The 19,772-nt window shown below is 74.8% G+C and carries 16 protein-coding genes and 1 tRNA gene; all 17 read right to left on the reverse strand.

Annotation, left to right across the window (positions count from 1 at the left end):
- Nucleotides 1–7: 7 nt before the first annotated feature.
- Nucleotides 8–1,378: a condensation domain-containing protein gene (locus ACIQKA_RS24470; RefSeq protein ID WP_383150327.1), complete on the reverse strand. Its 1,371-nt coding sequence runs from the start codon at nucleotides 1,376–1,378 to the stop codon at nucleotides 8–10.
- A gap of 285 nt (nucleotides 1,379–1,663) precedes the next feature.
- Entirely contained in the window at nucleotides 1,664–2,494 is an 831-nt protein-coding gene (locus ACIQKA_RS24475; RefSeq protein ID WP_391095659.1) for a hypothetical protein, read from the reverse strand.
- Nucleotides 2,491–2,757 carry an acyl carrier protein gene (locus ACIQKA_RS24480; protein ID WP_366373648.1) on the reverse strand — a complete coding sequence of 89 codons (267 nt, stop codon included), beginning with the start codon at nucleotides 2,755–2,757 and terminating at the stop codon, nucleotides 2,491–2,493. Before ACIQKA_RS24480 ends, ACIQKA_RS24475 begins: the two co-directional genes overlap by 4 nt.
- Entirely contained in the window at nucleotides 2,754–3,749 is a 996-nt protein-coding gene (locus ACIQKA_RS24485) for a 3-oxoacyl-[acyl-carrier-protein] synthase III C-terminal domain-containing protein (RefSeq protein WP_383150323.1), read from the reverse strand. Before ACIQKA_RS24485 ends, ACIQKA_RS24480 begins: the two co-directional genes overlap by 4 nt.
- Nucleotides 3,749–4,573, reverse strand: a complete 825-nt coding sequence (locus tag ACIQKA_RS24490; RefSeq protein WP_383430972.1) for a class I SAM-dependent methyltransferase — start codon at nucleotides 4,571–4,573, stop codon at nucleotides 3,749–3,751. The genes ACIQKA_RS24485 and ACIQKA_RS24490 overlap by 1 nt, the downstream gene beginning before the upstream one ends.
- Before the next feature lie 21 nt (nucleotides 4,574–4,594).
- Nucleotides 4,595–4,828 carry a phosphopantetheine-binding protein gene (locus ACIQKA_RS24495; protein ID WP_030219305.1) on the reverse strand — a complete coding sequence of 78 codons (234 nt, stop codon included), beginning with the start codon at nucleotides 4,826–4,828 and terminating at the stop codon, nucleotides 4,595–4,597.
- A gap of 16 nt (nucleotides 4,829–4,844) precedes the next feature.
- Nucleotides 4,845–5,387: a holo-ACP synthase gene (locus ACIQKA_RS24500; protein ID WP_402542381.1), complete on the reverse strand. Its 543-nt coding sequence runs from the start codon at nucleotides 5,385–5,387 to the stop codon at nucleotides 4,845–4,847.
- Nucleotides 5,384–6,244 (reverse strand): hypothetical protein, encoded by an 861-nt coding sequence (locus tag ACIQKA_RS24505; RefSeq protein ID WP_383150318.1) that lies wholly within the window; start codon nucleotides 6,242–6,244, stop codon nucleotides 5,384–5,386. Before ACIQKA_RS24505 ends, ACIQKA_RS24500 begins: the two co-directional genes overlap by 4 nt.
- Complete coding sequence (locus tag ACIQKA_RS24510) at nucleotides 6,241–7,113, reverse strand: diiron oxygenase (RefSeq protein ID WP_383150316.1); 873 nt, start codon at nucleotides 7,111–7,113, stop codon at nucleotides 6,241–6,243. Before ACIQKA_RS24510 ends, ACIQKA_RS24505 begins: the two co-directional genes overlap by 4 nt.
- A 134-nt stretch (nucleotides 7,114–7,247) precedes the next feature.
- Nucleotides 7,248–7,898 carry a pyridoxamine 5'-phosphate oxidase family protein gene (locus ACIQKA_RS24515; RefSeq protein WP_402542382.1) on the reverse strand — a complete coding sequence of 217 codons (651 nt, stop codon included), beginning with the start codon at nucleotides 7,896–7,898 and terminating at the stop codon, nucleotides 7,248–7,250.
- Nucleotides 7,895–8,032, reverse strand: coding sequence for a hypothetical protein (locus tag ACIQKA_RS24520; RefSeq protein WP_402542384.1), 138 nt, complete (start codon nucleotides 8,030–8,032; stop codon nucleotides 7,895–7,897). The genes ACIQKA_RS24515 and ACIQKA_RS24520 overlap by 4 nt, the downstream gene beginning before the upstream one ends.
- Nucleotides 8,029–9,057 (reverse strand): LuxR C-terminal-related transcriptional regulator, encoded by a 1,029-nt coding sequence (locus ACIQKA_RS24525; protein ID WP_402542385.1) that lies wholly within the window; start codon nucleotides 9,055–9,057, stop codon nucleotides 8,029–8,031. The genes ACIQKA_RS24520 and ACIQKA_RS24525 overlap by 4 nt, the downstream gene beginning before the upstream one ends.
- Before the next feature lie 518 nt (nucleotides 9,058–9,575).
- A complete protein-coding gene (locus tag ACIQKA_RS24530; protein ID WP_402542386.1) occupies nucleotides 9,576–12,338 on the reverse strand; it encodes a BTAD domain-containing putative transcriptional regulator in 2,763 nt (920 codons plus the stop codon).
- 291 nt (nucleotides 12,339–12,629) lie between these two features.
- Nucleotides 12,630–12,703, reverse strand: a tRNA-Thr gene (locus tag ACIQKA_RS24535).
- An 85-nt stretch (nucleotides 12,704–12,788) separates the two neighbouring features.
- Nucleotides 12,789–14,336 (reverse strand): alpha/beta hydrolase, encoded by a 1,548-nt coding sequence (locus ACIQKA_RS24540; RefSeq protein WP_383443180.1) that lies wholly within the window; start codon nucleotides 14,334–14,336, stop codon nucleotides 12,789–12,791.
- Between the two features lie 276 nt (nucleotides 14,337–14,612).
- On the reverse strand, nucleotides 14,613–15,812 hold the full coding sequence (locus tag ACIQKA_RS24545) for a DNA polymerase III subunit delta' (RefSeq protein ID WP_402542387.1): 1,200 nt from the start codon (nucleotides 15,810–15,812) through the stop codon (nucleotides 14,613–14,615).
- 179 nt (nucleotides 15,813–15,991) lie between these two features.
- Nucleotides 15,992–19,633: a dTMP kinase gene (gene tmk, locus ACIQKA_RS24550; protein ID WP_402542389.1), complete on the reverse strand. Its 3,642-nt coding sequence runs from the start codon at nucleotides 19,631–19,633 to the stop codon at nucleotides 15,992–15,994.
- Between the last annotated feature and the right edge of the window lie 139 nt (nucleotides 19,634–19,772).

Raw genomic sequence — 19,772 nt, forward strand, 5'->3', positions numbered from 1 at the left:
GGTGCCATCAGTCCCCCAGCGCGATCGCCTCGGCGACGATCAGCCGCTCGACCCCGCGCAGGAACTCCTCCGTGCCCGCGCGGTCGACGACCGCCGGGTCGGCGGTCATGGCGAGGTCGAGGGCGCCCGGGGCGGTCAGCACGTCCACCGCCATCGAGACGTTCCTGCGGGCCGGGAACTCCGTCGGCCAGCGCAGTTCGGTCCGGCCGATCAGCTCGCTCAGCGGCGCCTTCGGCCGCTCGACGTCGTCGAAGGGCCCGACGCCGGGGTCGCGGGTGTCGTTCCACCAGTACGAGTGGTCGGCCGCCTCCCCCTTCTCCACCAGGAGCGCCACCTCGCGGTCGAGCGCCCACTTGTCGTACGCGGCGTGCCGGAACGCGCCGAAGGCGACGGACCGCGTCCGCCGCACCGCGTCCTCGAAGTCCCGGTCCGCGTCCGTGAGCCGGAACAGCGCCTCCTGCGCCACCGTGCTGACCGAGGCGGCGGCGGACGGCTGGAAGCGGTTGCCCACCACGACCTGGAAGAGCACGTCGGCGCTCCCGGACATCCGGGCGAGCTGGTGGGCGGCCGCCCCGAGGAGCACGGCGGCGTCGCTGACCTCCAGCTCCGCCGCGACCCGCCCGACGGCGACCGCGAGGGCGGGCGAGCGCAGCAGCGCGTTGGGGAACCTGCGGTCCGGCACGTCCGCGAGCTCCGGCGCCGCCGGCTCCCGGAAGATCCGCCGGGGGCCCTCGGTGAGCTGCTCGATCCAGTAGCGGCGGGCCGCCTCGTCGCGGCGGCGGCCGAGCGGCGAGGCCTGGACCCCGGCGGCCTCCAGGGGCTGGAGGGCGGGGCGCGCCGCGCGCAGCGACTCGGCGGTCTCGCCGGCCTGGACGGACTCCAGGTCGCGGAGCAGCCGGCCGAGGCCCCAGTAGTCCATGCCGGTGTGCGCCCCGGCCAGGACGAGCCGGTGGACCAGGCCGCCGGACTCGATCAGGCCGACCCTGAGGGGCCACTCCCGGGTGTGGTCGAAGGGGCGCCCGGCCAGCTCGCCGAGGAAGGCGGCGCCGTCCTCGGCGGAGCGTCCGGCCGGGCCCGTGCGGACCTCCACCGGGAGCGCGCCGCTGCCGTCCACGACCTGTTCGAGCCCGTCCTCGCCGTCCGGCAGGAACCGGGTGTGCAGGCTGTCGTGGAGCAGCAGCAGCTCCTTCAGGTCCGCGAGCACGCGGTCGACGGGGCGGGGCGGGGAGACGGGGAGGTGGACCGGCAGGTTGTACCGGGGGGCGTCGTCGCCGAGCCGGGTGACGACGCCCCAGATGGCCCGCTGGCCCCAGGTCGCCGGTCCTCTTCCGGCCCGTGCGGAGTCCAGCCTGATGGTCCGCTCCTCAGCCGTGGTCATGGTGTTCCAGCCTTCCCTTCGGGTGCCTCGTCGGGTGTCTTTCGGAGTCGCTGCCGGAGTTGCCGTCGAAACCTTCTGCCGGAGTCCGGGCGGGGCGGCGGGGGGCCCCGGGGGGGGGGGGGGCCCCCCCGCCCCCCCCGGGGGCCCCCCCCCCCCCCCCCCGAGCGCCCCCGGGGGGGGGGCCCCGCGCGGGGGCGGGTTGTGGCCCCCCGCGCGGGGGGGGGGGGGGGGGGGGGGGGGGGGGGCGGGGGGGGGGGGGGGCCCCCCCCCCCCCCCCGCCCGGGGTCACTCCCCGCCGCCCTCGAAGAGCGCCACGTGCGTGCGGCCCGAGCGCGGGTCCGTGTCGCACAGCACGATCCGCCGGTGGTCCCGCCCCCACTCCCGCCAGTGGTCGGCGAGGTCCAGCCAGAGGCTGGTGCAGTAGCTGCCCGGGGCCACCCGGTGCACCGGGCCGTCGTGCCCGGGCACGTCCCCGGTGACCCAGGGGCCGAGCACGAGGAGCGTGCCGTCCTCGACGGGCTCCCGGCCGAGGGCGTCCGCCGGCGAACCGGCCGCGTGCGCCCGGACGAACCGGGGGCCGCCCTCGTACCGGCCTTCGTCCCCGCCGTCCTTGCCGGCGGCGAGGACGAGCGCGGCGGCCGAGTCCACCAGCGGGGTGTCCCGGACCAGCGGGAAGGGGGTCGGCAGGGTGGTCTGTTCGAGGACCGCGATCACCACCTCCGCCGCCCGTCCCGCCTTCGCGTACGCCGAGGCGATCCGCAGCGCGGTGAAGGGCGCGGCCAGGCCCTGCTGGGCGACGGAGAAGTTGGCCGCCCGGCCGCCGAGGCGGTCGGTGAGGTAGGGCGCGACGGCGGTGAACGGCACCACGTCCGGGAGGGCGTGGGTGACGATCAGGAGCTCGGGCCTGCTGCCGCCGACGCCCTCGTCGGCGACGAGCAGGTCCGCGAGGTCCCGGTGCCGGACGTGCCGGCCGCCGTCGAACAGCTCCTCGTCCGGCTTCTCCCCGAAGGGGGCCAGCAGGTCGCGGAAGTAGTCGAGCGCGGCCCGCCGGTCGTCCGGCTCCCGCCCCTCGGGCGAGCGGACCGCGGCGGCGGCCCGGACGGCGAGACCGCTCATGGTGTCCCCTCCTCTTCGCGGAGCGCGGCCTCGACGTAGTCGGCGAAGGAGCCCACGGTCCGCAGGTGGTCGATGTCGAGCGCCTCCGGGTCGACCGAGATGCCGGTCGCCTCCTCGACGGTCATGAGGAGCCCCAGGACGGCGAGGGAGGTGAGCTGGAGCTCGTCGAAGAGCGCGGTCTCCTCCGTGAGCCCGGTGACGGGCCGCTCCAGGACCTCCCCGAGCGCCTTCTCGATGGTGAGGATCAGTTCCTGACGGCTCATCGGGAACCGCCCCCCGCCCGGTGGGTGATCACCATCGCGCCGAAGGTGGCGCCCAGGCCGACGGAGACGAGGAGGTAGTGGGCGCCGTCCACCAGGCGGCCCTCGTCGCGCAGGGTGGTGTAGTTGACGAAGACGTCCGAGGCGAAGGTGTGGCTGTAGCGGGGGACGTTGTCCAGGAAGACCTTCTCCGGCTCCACCCCCAGCTCCTTGATCGTCTGCCGCCAGGCCAGCTTGTTGACGTTGTGCGGGATGACCAGGTCGACGTCGTCGAGCGTCAGCCCGGCCTCCTCCACCGCCCGGTGGATGACCTCGGCGATCCGGCCGCCGTACTGCTCCCCGAACTCGGTGTTCTGCTCGGGGGTCAGCTCCAGCCACTGGGCGTACTCGCCCAGGGTCCGGGTGGCGAAGGACCGGACCACGTCGCCCTCGCCGTCCAGGGTGATCAGGCAGGAGGCGGCGGCGTCGGCCATGATCGAGGTGTTGGGGACGTGCTGGACGACCGGCGAGTACGCCTGCTCGCCGGTGACCATGAGGGCGTACGCGCCCTCGCCGCCCTCCGCGCGGAGCAGTTCGCCGAGCACCTCGATGGCGCCGAGGCTGCTGACGCAGGCCTGGTGGCTGAGGCCGAAGGCCTCGGCGCCGGCGAGCCCGAGGTCGTCGCCGACCCGCCGCGCGATGTCCACGTCGGCGGGGGCGACCGCCTGGGTGACGTGGGCGTAGGCCAGGTAGTCCACCCGGCCGCCCTCCGGGAGGGCGGCCAGGGCGCCGCGCGCGGCGGGCGTCAGCAGGTCGAGCAGCGGGAGCTCGGGGTCGTACCGGAGCCTGTCGAGGCCGTAGAACTTGCGGAAGACGCCGAGCTGCGCCCGGTGCAGTCCGAGCCGCTCGCCCAGCTCCTCGATCCGCACGCTGCGCCCGGGCAGGTACGACTCGATCCGCTCCAGGGTGATCGGACGGTCCCCGGCCGGCCGGGGACCGGTGGTCGGCAGGCCCATCAGGACTTCACGACCTCGGCGCGGATCAGCCACAGCCGGTTGGCGCCGCGGCGGTCCCTCGGCTGCACGTCGTACGGCCAGCGTCCCTCGCCGGCGCCGGGCTGGCCCGGCTCGCGCAGGTCGGTGGTCTTCCAGCCGTTCGCGGTCAGGAACTCCTCGGGCTCGTCGGTGCCGAAGATCCACGGCGTGCCGTCGGAGGCGAGGGTGTCCAGGAAGCGCTTCGAGAACGGGCTGCGCAGCAGGGCGCGGCCGAGGATGTCGAAGGCCAGGTGGCTGCCGGGGGCGGAGGCGGAGGCGAGCAGCCGGAGCAGCCCGGCGGCCTGGTCCTCGGTGAGGAAGAAGGTCAGCGCCTCGGCGACCCACAGGGTCGGGCGGTCGCGGTCGAAGCCGGCGGCCTCCAGGGCGGGCAGCCACTCCTGGGTGAGGTCGGCGGAGACCTCGCGCCGGTCGACCCGCGGCTCGGCCCCGAGGGCGGCGAGCCGGCGGCGCTTCTCGGCGATCAGGAGGGCGTGGTCGACCTCGTACAGCTCGACGCCGTCCGGCCAGTCGAGCCGGAAGGCGCGGGTGTCCATGCCGGCCGCGATCAGCACGACCTGCTGGATCCCGCTCTCGGCCAGGACGTCCTTGATGGCGTCGTCCAGGAACCGGGTGCGGATGGAGATGAAGGGCAGCAGGCCGCCGCCGGCGTAGCGCTCGATCAGTTCGAAGCCCCGGGGTGCGGCCAGTTCGCGGGCGAACGGGTCGACGAACAGCGCGTCCTCGCGCTCGGACTCCTCGGCGCGGGCCGCGGCCATCCACTGGGCGGTGTAAGAGACTGCGTCCATGGTGAAGACCCCTCCTCGGGATCAGGCGAAGAACGCCTTCTCGATGGTGGCGAGGGTCTGGAAGTCCTCGATGTCGATGTTGTCGAAGTCGATCTCCACGCCCGCGGCGTCCTCGATCGTGTAGACGAGCTCGACGAAGGCGAGCGAGTCGACGAGGCGGCTCTCGATGAGGTCGACGTCGGAGGCGAGCTCGGTGCGCTCGGGGTGACGGCCGAGGATCCAGTCCCGGACCTTGTCGATACCTGCGGAACTCATGGCATTCCCTTCAGAGTCACTGATCCAGCGGAATGGGTCGGTCTTGTGCGGGCCGGTCCTGTGCGGGCCGGTCCTGTGCGGAGGTGGTGGTGGCCGCGACGGCGATCGCGAAGCCGGCGTCGTGGCTGATGCTCACGTCGATCGGGCCGACCCCGGCGGTACGGGCCAGCTCGGCCGCCCGGCCGGAGAGCCGGACCCCGGGCCGGCCGCCGGGGCCGCGCAGGACCTCGATGCCCTGCCAGGGGACGGGCCTCCCGACGGAGCCGAGCAGCTTGAAGACGGCTTCCTTGGCGGCGAGGCGCCCGGCGATCCCCGACGGGTCGGGAGCGCCGTCGGGGGTCCGGGAGGCGGCGAGCTCCTCGGCGGAGAGGAAACGCCCCAGGAGGGGGCCGGGGTCGGGGTCGGGAACGGGATGGGGGCCGGGGTCGGGCCCGGATCGCGCACCGGGGTCGGTCCCGGTTGCTGTTCCTGTTCCGGGTCCGGGTCCTGTTCCGGGCCTCAAGAGGTCGCGGACCCGGGAGAGCGGGACGAGGTCGACGCCGATCAGGGGCCGGGTCACGGCGCTTCGACGGCGGCGGCGCTCACGGCCGCGGCGGCCTCGCGCACCGCGCCGAGCGCGGCGTCGAGGTCCTCCTCGAAGTGCTCGGTCAGGACGGCGAGCCAGCGCTCCAGGCCGAAGGCCACGCAGGAGGTGTAGGCGTGCTCGCCGGACTCCAGGCGGATCCCGCAGCGCTCGCCGAAGAAGTTGCGGTGGGTGTTGACGGAGGCGATCGCCAGGTCGCCGTACTGGAACTCGTACTTGACCGGGCTGAGCTTCTGCATCAGGGCGCGGCCGCCGTCGTTCCGGAAGAACGGGTCGCTCGCCGCCTCCCTGCCCAGCTCGATGCCGAGCGCGGCGGCGAAGGCCCCGATCCGCCCGGTGAAGCGGGTCAGGACGCGCTGGGTGTGCTCGAAGCCGCCGAGCGCGACGATCTCGCGCATCTGGAAGCTGGCGAGGCGGCGCAGCCCGCCGTAGTGGTCCTCGTTGCGGAAGCAGCGGTTGACCAGGGTCACCAGGGCGTCGTCGGCGACCTGGCCGCCCTCGTGGAAGAGGTAGGCGCCGTAGCAGGTGGCGTGCGGGAGTCCGTACCGCGCCTCGGCCACCGCGCCGGGGCCGAACTTCCCCTCCACCGGCTTGAACTGGTCCTCGGACAGGTCGAGCGAGCCCGCGACCCAGGCGAGGTGGGGGAAGTTGGTGTAGACGTCGAACTTCTCCAGGTCGGTCACCGGGAAGAGCGGCGGGGCGCTGATCTCCTCGGCGCCGTCCGCGAGCCCCCAGCCGGCGAAGACCCCGTCCAGCTCCCGGACGAGCCGGGTGGCCCCGGGTCCGAGGATGGCGAGCGCGGGCGCGCCGTCGCTCCCGGTCAGGCGGTTCATCGGACGATTCCCGTCTTCTCGAGGTACTTGGCGGTCTTGCGGAAGGTGCGCAGCTCGGCCTCGGCGCGGGCCGGGGACTCCAGGAGGGCGCGGCGCAGCTCGTGCGGGCGCTCCAGGCCGGCGTCGCGGTAGACCTGGGGGTGGTAGAGCGACTCGAAGCTGTGCTTCATGTAGCGGCGCAGATAGGTGGAGACCTGGTCCAGCTCCTCCTCGGTGGCGGTCTGCCTGAGGTCCTGGTGGAGGAGGTTGACCAGTTCGCGGCCGAAGGCGATGTGCCGGGACTCGTCCTGGTGGTGGATGCGGTTGATGCCGCGGATGGTCTCGTGCAGCCGCTCGTCCTCGGCCATCGCCGAGTTGAAGTGGTCGACCAGCTCCTCGAAGATCAGGATGCGGGCGAAGACGAGCAGGCTCTGGATCTTGTCCGAGGGCACGGCCGCCTCCGCGCCGCCGGCCGGCTGGCGGTAGATCTTCCCGCCGTAGCGGAGGCAGAATTCGGCAAAGAACCACATGTGCTCGTTCTCCTCACCGATGAAGTGGTGGAAGAACTCCGACGGCGTTTCGAAACCGGCGGTGTGAATCCGGTTGACCACCTCGATGAGCAGTTCCCGGATTCCGTGCACGTTGAGGCTGTAGAAATTGATGCTCTCGTGCTTGGAAAGCGCGTGGAGCTGCTGCGGAGTGAGTTTCTCGGCCCATTCCGTCCCGTACGTGGTGGTGAGCTCGGGGCTCATCCACCACATGTCCTCGGGGAGCCGGTCCGGCCACTCGAACAGCCGGTACGGGTTGTAGTAGTCGTCGATCGACTTGGTGGCGAGCCGGTCCAGAATTCCTCGGAACCGGTCGTTCCGGTCGATCACGTCGCTGACCATCGCGCGATGTCTCCGTTCGCTTCGAGGGCTCTTCGCTGATTCCAGACTGGCCCCCGGGGAGGGGGGCCATCAATGCCCGGAACAGGCTGCCGAATTCGGTCAGTGGACGGATCGGCGCGACGACCTCCCGGACCTCAGGGAGAAGGCGGGCCGGCGTCCCCCCGCCACCCGGCGAGTTCCGCGCGCAGGGCGGCGTTCTCCTCCTCCAGGTGCGCGATGCGCCCGCGGACCGGCGCCAGGGCGTCGGCGAGCTCCTCCTGGCTGAAGCGCGGGGTGATGTGGTTGGAGCAGTTCCAGGCGAACGCCTCGACCCGGATCGTGACGAGCTGCTCGACCGTCCCCTCGGTACGGGTCGAGTCCAGGCGCCCGGCGAGCACGGGGTCCTCCCCGGCCGGCACGGCGGTGGCGCGGCCGAACACCTTGAGGCGGGTCCGGCGGGCGTGGTCGATGAAGAAGAGCGCGACCCGGTCGTCGCCGCGCAGGTTGCCGGTGGTGATGTACTGCCGGTTGCCCCGGACGTCCAGGTACGCGAGGGTGCGCGCGTCCAGGACGTGGACGAAGCCCGGCGGGCCGCCCCGGAACTGGATGTACGGCCAGCCGCTCTCGCTCACGCTGGAGAACAGGAAGCCGTCGAGGCCCCGGATGAAGTCGGCCGCGTCGCCGGTGAGCGGCTCGGGCCCCCCGTCCGGCTCCCGCAGGCGCCGGCCGGCGGCCGTGGCGCTGCCCATCTCCTCCTGCGCCTTGCGCACGGAGGGGGTGTACGCGATGTGGTCGTAGCGGCTCACGCGGGGCTCCCGGAGGTCAGGTCGACGTGGTCGTAGCGGCTCACACGAGGCTCCCCGAGGGTCAGGTCGACGTGGTCGTAGCGGCTCACGCGGGGCTCCCCGGGGGTCAGGTCGACGTGGTCGTAGCGGCTCACGCGGCGCTCCCCAGGGACAGGTCGACCAGGCCGGCCCGGGCGGCGAGGACGCCGGCCTGGAAGCGGCTCCCGGCCGACAGCTCCTGCATGATCGCGGCCACGTGGCGGCGCAGGGTCCGCTCGGACATGCCGACCCGGCGCGCGATGGCCTCGTCCTTGGCGCCGGAGGCGAGCAGGTCGAGCAGGGTCGCCTTCAGGTCCCCCATCGTTCCGGCGTACCCGGACGCCCCGGAGTCGAAGTCGAACGCGGACTCCCAGACCCGGGCGTGCAGCCCGGCGAGGAAGGCGGCGACCGCGCCGTCGTAGACGACGGCGATGGCGTCGCCCTCGCCGGCCGGGATGAAGGCGGTCTTCCGGTCGAAGACCAGGAAGCGGTCGCGCACCTCCTTGGTGGTGCGCACCTGCCCTCCGGCGGGCAGGACCTCGCCGAGGTGGGCGCGGGTGTCGGAGTCGCCGCGGGCGGTGTGGGGGTAGAGGATCCGGCCCTGCGCGCCGCGCCGCAGCACGTCGAGGACGAGGGGGCGGGCGAGGCGCAGCTCGGGGGTCTCGCGGGCCACGCAGGGCTGCATCACCAGGACCTCGGTGGTGCAGGCCTGGGCGGCTTCGAGGAGGCGCAGCTCGATCTCCTCGCGGTCGTCGGTGATCACCACCGCCTCGGCGCGGGCCCGGGACTGCTTCTCGAAGGCCGCGACGAAGGAGCTGAGCTGTCCCTTGAACCCGGCGAGGCGGCGGCGTCCGTCGAGGATCTCCCGCTCCAGGGGGACGAGCAGTTCCATCTGGGCGGCCTCCGGGCTGACCGCGACCAGCCGTCCGGCGCCGCCCTCGGCGGGCTTGACCAGGCGCAGTTCGCGCAGCACCCGGACCGCCTGCTCGGCCCGCCGGAGCGGGACGCCCAGCTCGTCGGCGATCCCGGACGGGCTGAAGTCGGCGCGCCCGAGGGCGCGTTCGTAGAACGTGACCACGAACTCGTCCACTTCGGCGGTCCGTCGGCCTTCCTGTCGTGGGATCTGTGTCGCGGTTTCCATCGTCACCTCGTTCTGGTCGCACGGATGTGATCGGCAGGGGGAACGGCGTGGCAGACGTGCGGGAGCCCCCTGTGGGGCGGCTCCGGGAACGCTTCGGGAACGCTGCGGGCAACGGTCTTCGGGCAACGGCTGTGCGGTGCGGCCACCGTATGGCTCCGGTCTGGGCGGGCTCCTACAGCCGGACCAGAGGACCGGAAGCCGCCGGAGGACCACGCCCGCGCCGGCGCACCGGTGCCGACCTGTGGTTCCGGCGCCCGCCGCAGGTATGCCCGTGGCAACCGGCAGAACTGGCGTGACTGCCGGAGCACTTGCCCTTCCGCTCCTTCAACTTCCCGCAACAAAGAGGAGGGTGGCGGGGGCTGCCGCGCACCCACGTCCACACCGGGACAGGCACGGGCACAGGCACCGAATCAGGCACCGAATCAGGCACAGGCACCGACACCGACACCGACACCGACACCGGATCAGACTCAGACTCCGGATCAGAATCAGGATCAGGCGCAGGCTCAGGCTCAGGCTCAGACGAGACCGTCCTCGTACCCGCCCCCCGCCTCCGCCCCGCCCTCCGCCCCTGCGTCGGTGCCGGCTCCCGGTCCCCGCCCGCACCGGGTGAGCTCACGGGCGCGGGAGAGGTGTTCGCAGGCGAGGCGTTCGGCACCGTTCTGCTGGTGCGCGGCGCCGATGCGGCGCAGCGCGAGGACCTGCCCCTCGGTCCAGTCGGCCTGCCGCGCGAGTTCCAGGGCGCTGCCGAACAGCTCCAGGGCCCGGGCGTCGTTCGCCAGGGCCCGGTGGCACTCGGCGCGCCGGAGCTGGGCGGCGGCCTGGGCGCGCGGCTCGCCGTCGGCGACGGCGGCGAACAGGCTGGCGGTCGCGACCTTGAGGCAGTCGCCGGTGTACATGCCCGTCGAGAGGTAGGGGTGCAGGCTCTCGGCGAGGCGCCAGGCGACGGCGGTGAAGCCGGAGCCGGACGCCTGGAGGACGGCTCCGGCCAGGTTCTCCCGCTCGTCGTCCAGCCACTCCGCGGCCTCGCCGTGGTCCGAGAAGACCAGCGCGGCCGAGGGGGCGGGGGGCGTCCCGGCGGCCGGGGCCGTCTCCGCCGGGTAGAGCAGCCGGGCCGCCGCGTCGGCGTGGTAGAGGTACCAGTCGAAGAGCCGCTGGCGGGCGGCGTGCGCCTCCTCGCGACCGGCCAGCTCGCGGGCGTAGGAGCGCAGCAGGTCGTGGAGTCCGAACCGGCCGGCCGCCCGTTCCCGTACCAGGTGGGCGTCGGTCAGGACCGCGAGGAGCCCGGCCGCTTCGGCCGAGGTCGAGTCCGCGAGGGCCGCGGCGCCGTCCACGGTGAGGTCCGGGCCGGGCATCAGGCCGAGCAGCCGGAACATCCGCCGGGCCGCGGTCGGGAGCGCGCGGTACGAGAGGTCGAAGGCGGCCCGCACCGTCGAGCGCCGGTCTCCTTCCACGCGCAGCCGGCTGAGCATGTCGTCGCCGGGTAACTCGGCGGAGTAGTCGGCGATGCGGGCGTCGCGGGCGAGCAGGTTGGCCCCGGCGATCCGGATGGCGAGCGGCAGGCCGCCGCAGACCCGGACGAGCCGGCGGGCCGCCTCCTCCTCGGCCGCGACCCGGCTCTCGCCGATGGTGGCGGCGAGCAGCCGCCGGCCCTCGTCCGGGTCGAGGACGTCGAGGACGAGCTGGTGGGCGCCGTCGCTGGCGACGAGGCCGGCGAGCCGGCTGCGGCTGGTGATCACCACGGCGCAGCCGCGGGCGCCGGGGATGAGGGGCCGGACCTGTTCGGCGTCGCGGGCGTTGTCGAGGACGATCAGCGTCTGCCGGTCGGCGAGCAGGGTGCGGTACAGCGCGGCGGCCTCGTCCTCGTCGGCGGGCAGCTGGTCGGGCGGGGCGCCCAGGGCGCGGAGGAACTGCGCCAGGACGTCGGCGGGGCGCAGCGTCGGGAGCGGGGAGTGGCCGCGCAGGTCGACGAACAGCTGCCCGTCCGCGAAGTGTTCGCGCCGGGCGTGCGCCCAGTGCTTGGCGAGGGCGGTCTTGCCGACTCCGGGCGCGCCGACCACCGCCACGACGTGCGCGCGGGCCGCCGGGTCGGGCGAGACGAGGGCGTCCAGCTCCCGCATCTGCCGCCGCCGTCCGACGTAGGAGCCGGCCGTGGCGGGGAGCTGGGCGGGGAACGGCCCGGAGGGGGCGCGTTCGGGCTGCGCGGGGCGGCCGGGACGCCGCGCGGGGGGAAACTGCTGGCGCAGGACCCGGAGGTGGGCGTCGCGGACTTCCGCGCTGGGCGCGATGCCGAGTTCCTCGTCGAGGCGGTCGCGCAGCCGGTTGAAGACGTTGAGGGCGGCGGCCTGTTCGCCGGAGCTGGCGAGGGCGAGGATGAGCCGGGCGTGCAGGCCCTCGTGCAGCGGTTCGGTGTTGACCATGTCCCACAAAACCGGGACGGCCTCCTCGGGGCGGCGCAGCAGCAGCGCCGTGTCGGCGTGCAGGAGCGCCGCCTTGACCCGCCGCTCGTTGACCACGACGGCGGCGGGGTGCTGGCGCAGGACGGGGTCGGCGTCCGCGAGCACCGGTCCGCGCCACCACCGCAGGGCCCGGGTCAGGGACTCGTAGGCGGAGGCCGGGTCGGGGGCGCGGTGCAACCGCTCGGCCTGGTCGAGGAGTTCGTTGAAGTGGCCGAGGTCGATCTGGTTGCGGGGCGCTTCGAGGAGGTAGCCGGTGGGCGTCCGGACGACGGTGGGCGGCGGCCCGTTCCGCGCCCCGCCCTGTTCGAGGAGCCGCCGCACCTGGCTGACGTACGTGTGCACGAGGCTCTGATGGGAACTGGGCGGTCCGGACGGCCAGAGGACGTCGGTGATCTCCTGCTGGGTGGAGGGCTCGGGGTGCTTGAGCGCGAGCAGTCCGAGCAGGCGGCGCAGCATCGGGCTGGTGACGGGGACGGGGGTGCGGCCGCGCTGGAGGGAGAGCGGACCGAGGATGAGCAGCCGGGGCCGGCCGGCGCCGCGCGGCGACGGTCCTGCGCGGTCGGCGGCAAGCAGTTCTCCCAGTTCGCCGCTGCTGAGCCCGAGCGCCTCGGCGAGCCGCTGGAGGGTCCGCGACTGGGGCCGCTGGACCCGCCCGCGCTCGATGTCGCGCAGCGCCCTGGTGCTGATCCCGGCCCGCGAGGCGGCCGTCTCCTGACTCAGCCCGGCCCGCCGGCGAAACGCCCGGAGCCGTAATCCGAACGGCCCCCGCTCACCTCCCGGACCCTCCTGGGGGACCCCCGTGGCCGACGTCCTCCCTGACATGGCATCCCCCTCATCCGACGACCGCGAACCGTCGATCATGACCGGCGGCGGCCGTGCGGGCCGCGCGCGGCCGACTCTGCAGAGGCTTCGTCAATGATCAGTTTGGACTAGACCAATGCCCCGGGCAAGGGCACGCTCCTCCCCGGCACGCCTGCGCGTGCGCGCGCGTGCGCGTGCGCGCGCGTGCGCGTGCGCGCGGTGCCGTGAGGCCCCCTGGCCACCGCCGGACGACGACGGCAGGAGGACAACAGAAAAAGCCGGGTCAGAATGATCTGACCCGGCTTCCCTCTGAGCCGCCTTCGGGATTCGAACCCGAGACCTACGCATTACGAGTGCGTTGCTCTGGCCAACTGAGCTAAGGCGGCAAGCCATGCGGTCCCATGGTGGGTGCAGCGGCGTCGCCAAGTCTACACAGTTTCCGGGGGTGGTCCGACCACCCCCGGAGAGGGCCTACGAGCAGCGCTTTCCCTTCTGGGGAGGGGTGCCTTCGAGGAGGTAGGTGTTGATCGCCGTGTCGACGCAGTCGCTGCCGCGGCCGTAGGCGGTGTGGCCGTCGCCCTCGTAGGTCAGGAGGGTGCCGGAGGAGAGCTGGCCGGCGAGGGACTCGGCCCACTTGTACGGGGTGGCCGGGTCGCGGGTGGTGCCGACGACCAGGATCGGGGCGGCGCCCTCGGCCGTGATGCGGTGGGGGCGGCCGGTGGCCGGGGACGGCCAGTAGGTGCAGTTGAGGGCCGCCCAGGCGAGGCCCGCGCCGAAGACCGGGGAGGCCTTCTCGAAGGACGGGACGGCCTGCGCCGCGTCGGCGGGGCCGCGGTAGGCGGCCGGCAGGTCGAGGCAGTTCACGGCGGCGTTGGCGGCCATCAGATTGGCGTACTCGCCGTTCGGCTCGCGCTCGTAGTAGCTGTCCGCGAGCGCCAGGAGGCCCTCCCCCCGGCCGCCCTTCGCCTGGGTGAGGGCCTCGCGGAGCTGGGGCCAGGCGCCCTCGTCGTACATCGCCGCGATCACGCCCGTGGTGGCGAGGGACTCGCCGAGCTTCCGGCTCTCCCCCGTCGGCAGCGGCTCGGCGTCCACGGCGCGGAAGAACCTCTTCAGCTCCTCGCCGGCCGCCGGGACGGAGCCGGTGCCGAGCGGGCAGTCCGCCGTGGCGACGCAGTCGGCGGCGAAGGCGCGGAAGGCCGTCTCGAACCCGGCGGTCTGGTCGCGGTTGAGGTCCAGCGCGGGGAGCGAGGGGTCCATCGCCCCGTCGAGGACGAGCCGCCCGACCCGGCCGGGGAACAGCTCGGCGTAGGTGGCGCCGAGGAACGTGCCGTACGACGCCCCCACGTAGTTCAGCCTCTCGTCGCCGAGGACCGCCCTCAGCACGTCCATGTCGCGGGCCGTCTCGACGGTGGAGACGTGCGGCAGGACCTTCCCCGAGCGCTGCGCGCAGCTCTCCGCGAACTCCTTGAAGGCGGCGCCGAGCGCCTCGGTCTCGGCCGCGTCGTCGGGGGTCTGGTCGACCTGCGTGTACGCGTCCATCCTCGGGCCCGTCAGGCACTCGACCGGCTCGCTGCGGGCGACCCCGCGCGGGTCGACGGCCACCATGTCGTAGCGGGCGCGGACGGGCGCCGGGTAGCCGACGCCCGCGTACCCCTGGAGGTAGCCGACGGCGGAGCCGCCGGGCCCGCCGGGGTTGACCAGGAGCGAACCGATCCGCTTCCCCGGCCCCGTGGCCCGCACCCGGGAGACCGCGAGCTCGATCTCCCCGGCCTCCGGCTTCGCGTAGTCGAGCGGGGCCTTCAGGGTCGCGCACTGGAAGCCCTCCACCCCGCAGTCCCGCCACTGCAGCTTCTGCGCGTAGAACTTCTTCAGCGCCCCGGGCGCGGCGGAGGGCGCCGGCTGGCCCTGGGCCGTCGTGCGGGGCGCGGCGGCGTCGCTCCCGCCCGAGCAGCCGGAGAGGAGGAGCCCGGCCGCGGCGAGGGCCGCGGCGGACGTACGGAGCAAGCGCCTGGAGTCCATCCCCGGAGCGTATCCGGACCGGTCGGTACGCAACGTGTCCCCTCGTGACGGGTCGCGTACGGGACGCTTCCGGCGCACGCCGTGACCGGCCCCGCCACGAGGCCCCCGGGCCCTCTCGCTGCCGCAGGCACCGCCACGAGGCCCCCGGGCCGTCCCGCTACCGCAGGCCCCGTCACGATGCCCTCGGACCGTCCCGCTACCGGCAGACCCCGCCGCGAGGCCCCCGGGCCGTCCCCGCTACCGCGGACCCCGCCGCGAGGGCTCCGGGCCGTCCCGCTACCGCAGCGCCATCGTCATCGCCTCCACCGCGAGCAGCGGCGCCACGTTCCGGTCGAGGGCCTCGCGGCAGGCGAGGACGGCCTCGATGCGGCGGAGGGTCAGCTCCGGTGTGGTGGCGCGGGCGGCGGTCTCCAGGGCGTCCCGCACGTCCTCGTTCGTCAGGGGCGCGCGGGAGCGGAGCTGGAGGGCGAGGACGTCCCGGTAGAAGCCGGTCAGGTCGGTGAGGGCGAGGCCCAGGCTGTCGAGCTGGGTCCGGCGGCCGCGCCGCTTCTGCTTCTCCTCCAGCTCCTTCATCATCCCGGCCGTGCCGCGCGGCATCCGCCCGCCCTGCACGGCCCCGAGCGCCGCCTTCAGCTCCTCGGTCTCCTTGGTGTCGACCTCCTCCGCGACCTGCTTCGCGTCCTCGGCGGCCGCGTCGACCAGCTCCTGGGCGGCCTTGAAGCAGCCGCCGATGTCCGCGACCCGCGCCGGCAGCTTGAGGACGACGGCGCGGCGCGCGCGGGCCCGCTCGTCGGTGGCGAGCCGGCGGGCCCGGTCGACGTGCCCCTGCCCGGCCCGGGCGGCGGCCAGGGCGATCCCGGGCTCGATGCCGTCGCGCCGCACGAGCACGTCGGCCACGGCCTCGACCGGGGGGGTCCGCAGGTTCAGGTGGCGGCAGCGGGAGCGGATCGTGGGCAGCACGTCGTCCAGGGAGGGGGCACAGAGCAGCCAGACGGTGCGGGGGGCGGGCTCCTCCACGGCCTTCAGGACCGCGTTGCCCGAGCGCTCGTTGAGCCGCTCGGCGTCGGTGACCAGGATGACCTGCCAGCGGCCGTTGGCCGGCGCGGTGAAGGACTTGCGGACGGTGTCGCGCATGTCGCCGACGAGGATCTGCGTACCGACGGCGGAGACCGTCGTGAGGTCGGCGTGGGTGCCGATCATCGTCGTGTGGCAGCCGGTGCAGAAGCCGCAGCCCGGCGTCCCGCCGAGGGCGCGGTCGGGGCTCACGCACTGGAGGGCCGCCGCGAAGGCCCGCGCGGCGTCGACCCGGCCGGCCCCCGGCGGGCCGGTGAAGAGCCAGGCGTGGGTCATCTTCGAGGCCCCGGGGACGGGCTCGCCGTTCTCGTGGGCGGTGACGAACGCGTCGGCGTCGCGCGCGGCGGCCGCGAGCTGCTCCTCGACCTGGCTCTGTCCGACCAGGTCGTCCCATACGGCCATGTCTGCCCCTCCTCAGGTACGCCCTCCATTGTGGGGCAGTCCTCTGACAGCCCCCGCCCACCGCGGGGCGGTCCTGCCCACGGCCCCGTCCACCGGGCGAGGGCGCGGGAGCGCGAAGGCACGGAACGACGTCCGGCCGGGTACCCGAGGGTCCCGGCCGGACGGAGGGAACGGAGGCGTCAGCGGCGGCGCCGGGGCTCCTCGCCCTCGTCGTCGTGCGGGCCGAACAGCTCGTCCGCCAGCGTCGGCAGGTCGTCGAGCGGGGTCTCCTCGGCCCAGTCGGAGCGATGGCGCGGCCGGCCGTTCTCGTCGAGCTGGGGCAGCTCCCGGGTCCGGTCGTTCGCCCCGTGCGGCTCGTCCTGGCGCGCGCCGCCGGAGCCGCCGGCGGCAGGGGAACCACCGGCACCGGCGCCCGAGCCCGCACCCCGCTCGTCGCGGAAGAAGTCCTTCGGCAGCCGGTCGTCGGCGGCGGATCCGGACGCCCGAGGAGCCCGGGCCCCACGGGAAGCCCGGGACTCACGGGGAGTACGGGCCTCACCGGAAGCCCGGCCCTCACGGGGATCCCGGGACTCACGGGGATCGCGTACGGAAGGCAGTACGGCCGTCTCGTCGACGCCCCGGTCCTCGCGGACCTGCGGCAGCACGGCCGTCTCCGCCTCCGGTCGGGGCTCCGCGTCGAGCCGGACGATCGGCGTGGCCACGGTGACCTCGTCGGGCGAGACGCTCGGGGCGTCCTGCTCCGAGGGGCGCGGTCCGTCCGGCTTCACGACCGGCGTCGGCACGGTGACCTCGTTCGCCGACACCTCGGCGGCGCGGGCGGCGCGCTCGGCGGCGGCACGGGCGGCGGCCTCGGCCTTCTTCCGCTCCGCCCGCTCCGACGCCTCCGCGGCCTTCGCGCGGGCCTCCCGCTCGGCGGCCGCCTCGGCCTCGGCCGCCGCCCGCTCCGCCGCGGCCTTCTCACGGACCGCCTGCTCACGGGCGGCCCGCTCCCGGGCCTCCTTCGCCTCGGCCGCCCGCTGGGCGGCGGCCTGCTCCGCCGCGGCCCGTTCGGCGGCGGCGCGCTCGGCGGCGGCCTTCGCGGCGGCCTCGGCCGCGAGCCTCTCCGCGGCCGCCTTCGCCGCAGCCTCCTCCGCCGCCTTCGCGGCCGCGGCGGCCTCGGCGGCCCGGCGGGCCTCCTCGGCGCGGAGCAGGGCCTCCTCGGCCTTGCGCTGCTTCTCCAGGCGGCGCGCCTCGGCCTCGGCCCGCAGCCGGGCCTCCTCCTCGGCCTCCTTGCGGAGCCGCTCCTCCTCTTCCTCGCGGGCCTTCTCCTCCGCCGCGAGGCGCTTGCGCTCCTCCTCGGCGGCGATCCGCTCCTCCTCGGCCTTCCGGCGGGCCTCCTCCGCCTGCCGCTCGGCCTCCAGGCGGCGCGCCTCTTCCTCCTCGCGCCGCTTGCGCTCCTCCTCCTCGGCGCGCAGCTTGGCGAGCTGCGCCTGGCGCTCGCGCTCCAGGCGCTCCTCCTCGGCCTTGCGGGCGGCCTCCTCCTCGGCCCTGCGCCGCGCCTCCTCCTCCGCCTTGCGGCGGGCCTCCTCGGCGGCCTTCACCTCGGCCTCGGAGAGCGGCAGCATCCGGTCGAGCCGGTGGCGCACGACGGTGGTGACGGCCTCCGGCTCCTGGCCGGCGTCGACGACGAGGTAGCGGCTGGGGTCGGCGGCGGCGAGGGCGAGGAAACCGGCCCGCACGCGAGCGTGGAACTCGGGCGGCTCGGACTCCAGCCGGTCGGGCGCCTCGGTGAACCGTTCCCTCGCGGTCTCCGGGGAGACGTCGAGCACGACGGTCAGGTGCGGGACGAGGCCGTCGGTGGCCCAGCGGGAGATGCGGGCGATCTCGGTCGGGGACAGGTCGCGGCCCGCGCCCTGGTAGGCGACGGACGAGTCGATGTACCGGTCGGAGAGGACGATCGCGCCCCGCTCCAGGGCCGGCCGGACCAGCGAGTCGACGTGCTCGGCGCGGTCGGCCGCGTACAGGAGGGCCTCGGCCCGGTTCGAGAGCCCCGCCGACGACACGTCGAGGAGGATCGAGCGGAGCCGCTTGCCGATCGGCGTGGCGCCGGGCTCGCGGGTGACGACGACCTCGTGGCCCTTGGCCCGGATCCAGTCGGCGAGCGCCTGGACCTGGGTGGACTTCCCGGCGCCGTCGCCGCCCTCCAGGGCGATGAAGAAGCCGGTCGGGGAGGGCGCCTGGGCCGGGTCGGAGCCGCGCAGCGCGTCGCGCAGGTCGCGCCGGAGCGGGACGCCCGCCCGGTCGTCGGTCTTCGCGAGGACGAGCGCGGCGACCGGCAGCAGCAGGGCGCCGGTGAGGGCGAGCGTGAAGGCGGCGCCGCCGTGCTCCAGGACGGAGCTGCCGGAGGCGAGCCGGTGCGGCCCGATCGCGGCGGCGAGCAGCGGGGCGGCGAGCGCGCCGATGCCCATCGCGAAGCGGGCGGTGGCCTGGAGGTGCTCGGTGGTCCGGGCCCGGCGGGGCTCCTCGGTCTCCTGGTCGACGAGGACGTGGCCGGTGCGGGCGGCGACCCCGGCCGCGTACCCGGCGAGGACGGAGAGGAACAGGACGGTCGCCGTGTCCGGGACCAGGCCCGCGGCGATCAGGGCGACCCCGGTGACGGTGATCGCGAGGGCGAGCAGCCGGCGGCGGGACAGGACGGGCAGCACGGAGCCCGCGGTGCGGATGCCGACGGCGGTGGCGCCGCTGAGGGCGAGGAGCAGGAGGGCGTACGCGACGGGGCCGCCGCCCAGGTCGTCCGCGTGGAGCACGGCGACGGACGCGGCCGCGGCGATCGCCCCGGCGACGGTGGCGCAGGCGAGGACGAGGAGGGACAGGATCCCGGTGCGGCCGGCCCTCTCCGCGGCACCGCCCCTGCCGCCCTCGTCGCCCTTGTCCGCGTCGGCCTTGTCCGCGTCGCCCTTGGCGGTGTCCGCCTTCTTCGCGTCCGCCTTCTTCGCGTCCGTCTTCTTCGCGGACGGCCGGCGCAGCCCCTCCAGGGGCGAGCGGGGCCGGGGGGTCTCCCCGCCGGGCAGGGCCATCGCGTACACGACGGTGACGGAGGCGGCGAACAGGCCGGCGGCGACGTACGAGCCGAGGGCGGCGCTGTGCAGCGAGAACCAGTCGAGTCCGACGCCCAGCAGCTCGCCGACGAGGGTGGCGACGAGCAGGACGACGGCCGCGGCCGGGACGGACAGGAAGCCGGTGCGCAGGGACAGCGTGCGCAGCGCGCCGAGGTGGTCGGGCAGCGGCCGTACCGCGGCGCCCTCCAGCGGCGGGGCGGGCAGCAGCGCGGGCGCGGCGCCCTCGCGGCTGATCGTCCAGAGCCGTTCGGCCGCTCCGGTGACGAAGACGGTGCCGAGCAGGTACCAGAGGGCGCTGCCGGGGGTCCAGTCGATCCACAGCGGCGCGATGACGAGGAGCGCGATCCGCACGCCGTCGGCGCCGATCATGGTCCAGCGCCGGTCGAGCTTCCCGCCGGGTCCGGTGAGCGCGATGAGCGGTCCGAGGAGGACGGCCCCGAAGAGGACCGAGGCCAGCAGGCGCGCGCCGACGACGGCGGCCACGGCGAACGCGGCGCCCCGGTAGCCGCCCCCGAGCGCGTCCTCCGTCACGGCCGCCTGGAAACCGAGGAGGACGAGGACGAGGAGGGCGAGGGCGTCGCCGGTACTGCCGAGCAGATGGGCGCTCCACAGCCGGCGCAGCGGCTGGTGGCGCAAGAGGGCGCGTACGGCGCGCTCCCGGGAATCCGCGACGAGTGCGGCGTCGGAATCGCCGAGACGGTCTGGCTGCTCTGCTCGCGTCATCCGTCCACCCTATCCGGACGGCCTTCCTCCCCGTGGCCCCCGCCCGAACATCCGGACGAGGCTGTGACAGGAGGAGGGAGGGGGCGGAGAAGGAGGGGCGGGGAAGGAAGGACGGCGGAGGGAGGAGGGGCGGCGGAAG

This window comes from Streptomyces sp. NPDC092045, from assembly GCF_044756005.1.
In the GTDB taxonomy this organism is placed as follows: Bacteria; Actinomycetota; Actinomycetes; order Streptomycetales; family Streptomycetaceae; genus Streptomyces.

What these genes read in the sequence shown, in the direction of transcription:
- ACIQKA_RS24510 (WP_383150316.1), bottom strand. Translation starts at nt 7,113, where the DNA reads ATGGTCAGCGACGTGATCGACCGGAACGACCGGTTCCGAGGAATTCTG.
- ACIQKA_RS24485 (WP_383150323.1), bottom strand. Translation starts at nt 3,749, where the DNA reads ATGGGCCTGCCGACCACCGGTCCCCGGCCGGCCGGGGACCGTCCGATC.
- ACIQKA_RS24480 (WP_366373648.1), bottom strand. Translation starts at nt 2,757, where the DNA reads ATGAGCCGTCAGGAACTGATCCTCACCATCGAGAAGGCGCTCGGGGAG.
- ACIQKA_RS24525 (WP_402542385.1), bottom strand. Translation starts at nt 9,057, where the DNA reads ATGGAAACCGCGACACAGATCCCACGACAGGAAGGCCGACGGACCGCC.
- ACIQKA_RS24540 (WP_383443180.1), bottom strand. Translation starts at nt 14,336, where the DNA reads ATGGACTCCAGGCGCTTGCTCCGTACGTCCGCCGCGGCCCTCGCCGCG.
- ACIQKA_RS24475 (WP_391095659.1), bottom strand. Translation starts at nt 2,494, where the DNA reads ATGAGCGGTCTCGCCGTCCGGGCCGCCGCCGCGGTCCGCTCGCCCGAG.
- ACIQKA_RS24490 (WP_383430972.1), bottom strand. Translation starts at nt 4,573, where the DNA reads ATGGACGCAGTCTCTTACACCGCCCAGTGGATGGCCGCGGCCCGCGCC.
- tmk (WP_402542389.1), bottom strand. Translation starts at nt 19,633, where the DNA reads ATGACGCGAGCAGAGCAGCCAGACCGTCTCGGCGATTCCGACGCCGCA.
- ACIQKA_RS24470 (WP_383150327.1), bottom strand. Translation starts at nt 1,378, where the DNA reads ATGACCACGGCTGAGGAGCGGACCATCAGGCTGGACTCCGCACGGGCC.
- ACIQKA_RS24505 (WP_383150318.1), bottom strand. Translation starts at nt 6,244, where the DNA reads ATGAACCGCCTGACCGGGAGCGACGGCGCGCCCGCGCTCGCCATCCTC.
- ACIQKA_RS24530 (WP_402542386.1), bottom strand. Translation starts at nt 12,338, where the DNA reads ATGTCAGGGAGGACGTCGGCCACGGGGGTCCCCCAGGAGGGTCCGGGA.
- ACIQKA_RS24545 (WP_402542387.1), bottom strand. Translation starts at nt 15,812, where the DNA reads ATGGCCGTATGGGACGACCTGGTCGGACAGAGCCAGGTCGAGGAGCAG.
- ACIQKA_RS24495 (WP_030219305.1), bottom strand. Translation starts at nt 4,828, where the DNA reads ATGAGTTCCGCAGGTATCGACAAGGTCCGGGACTGGATCCTCGGCCGT.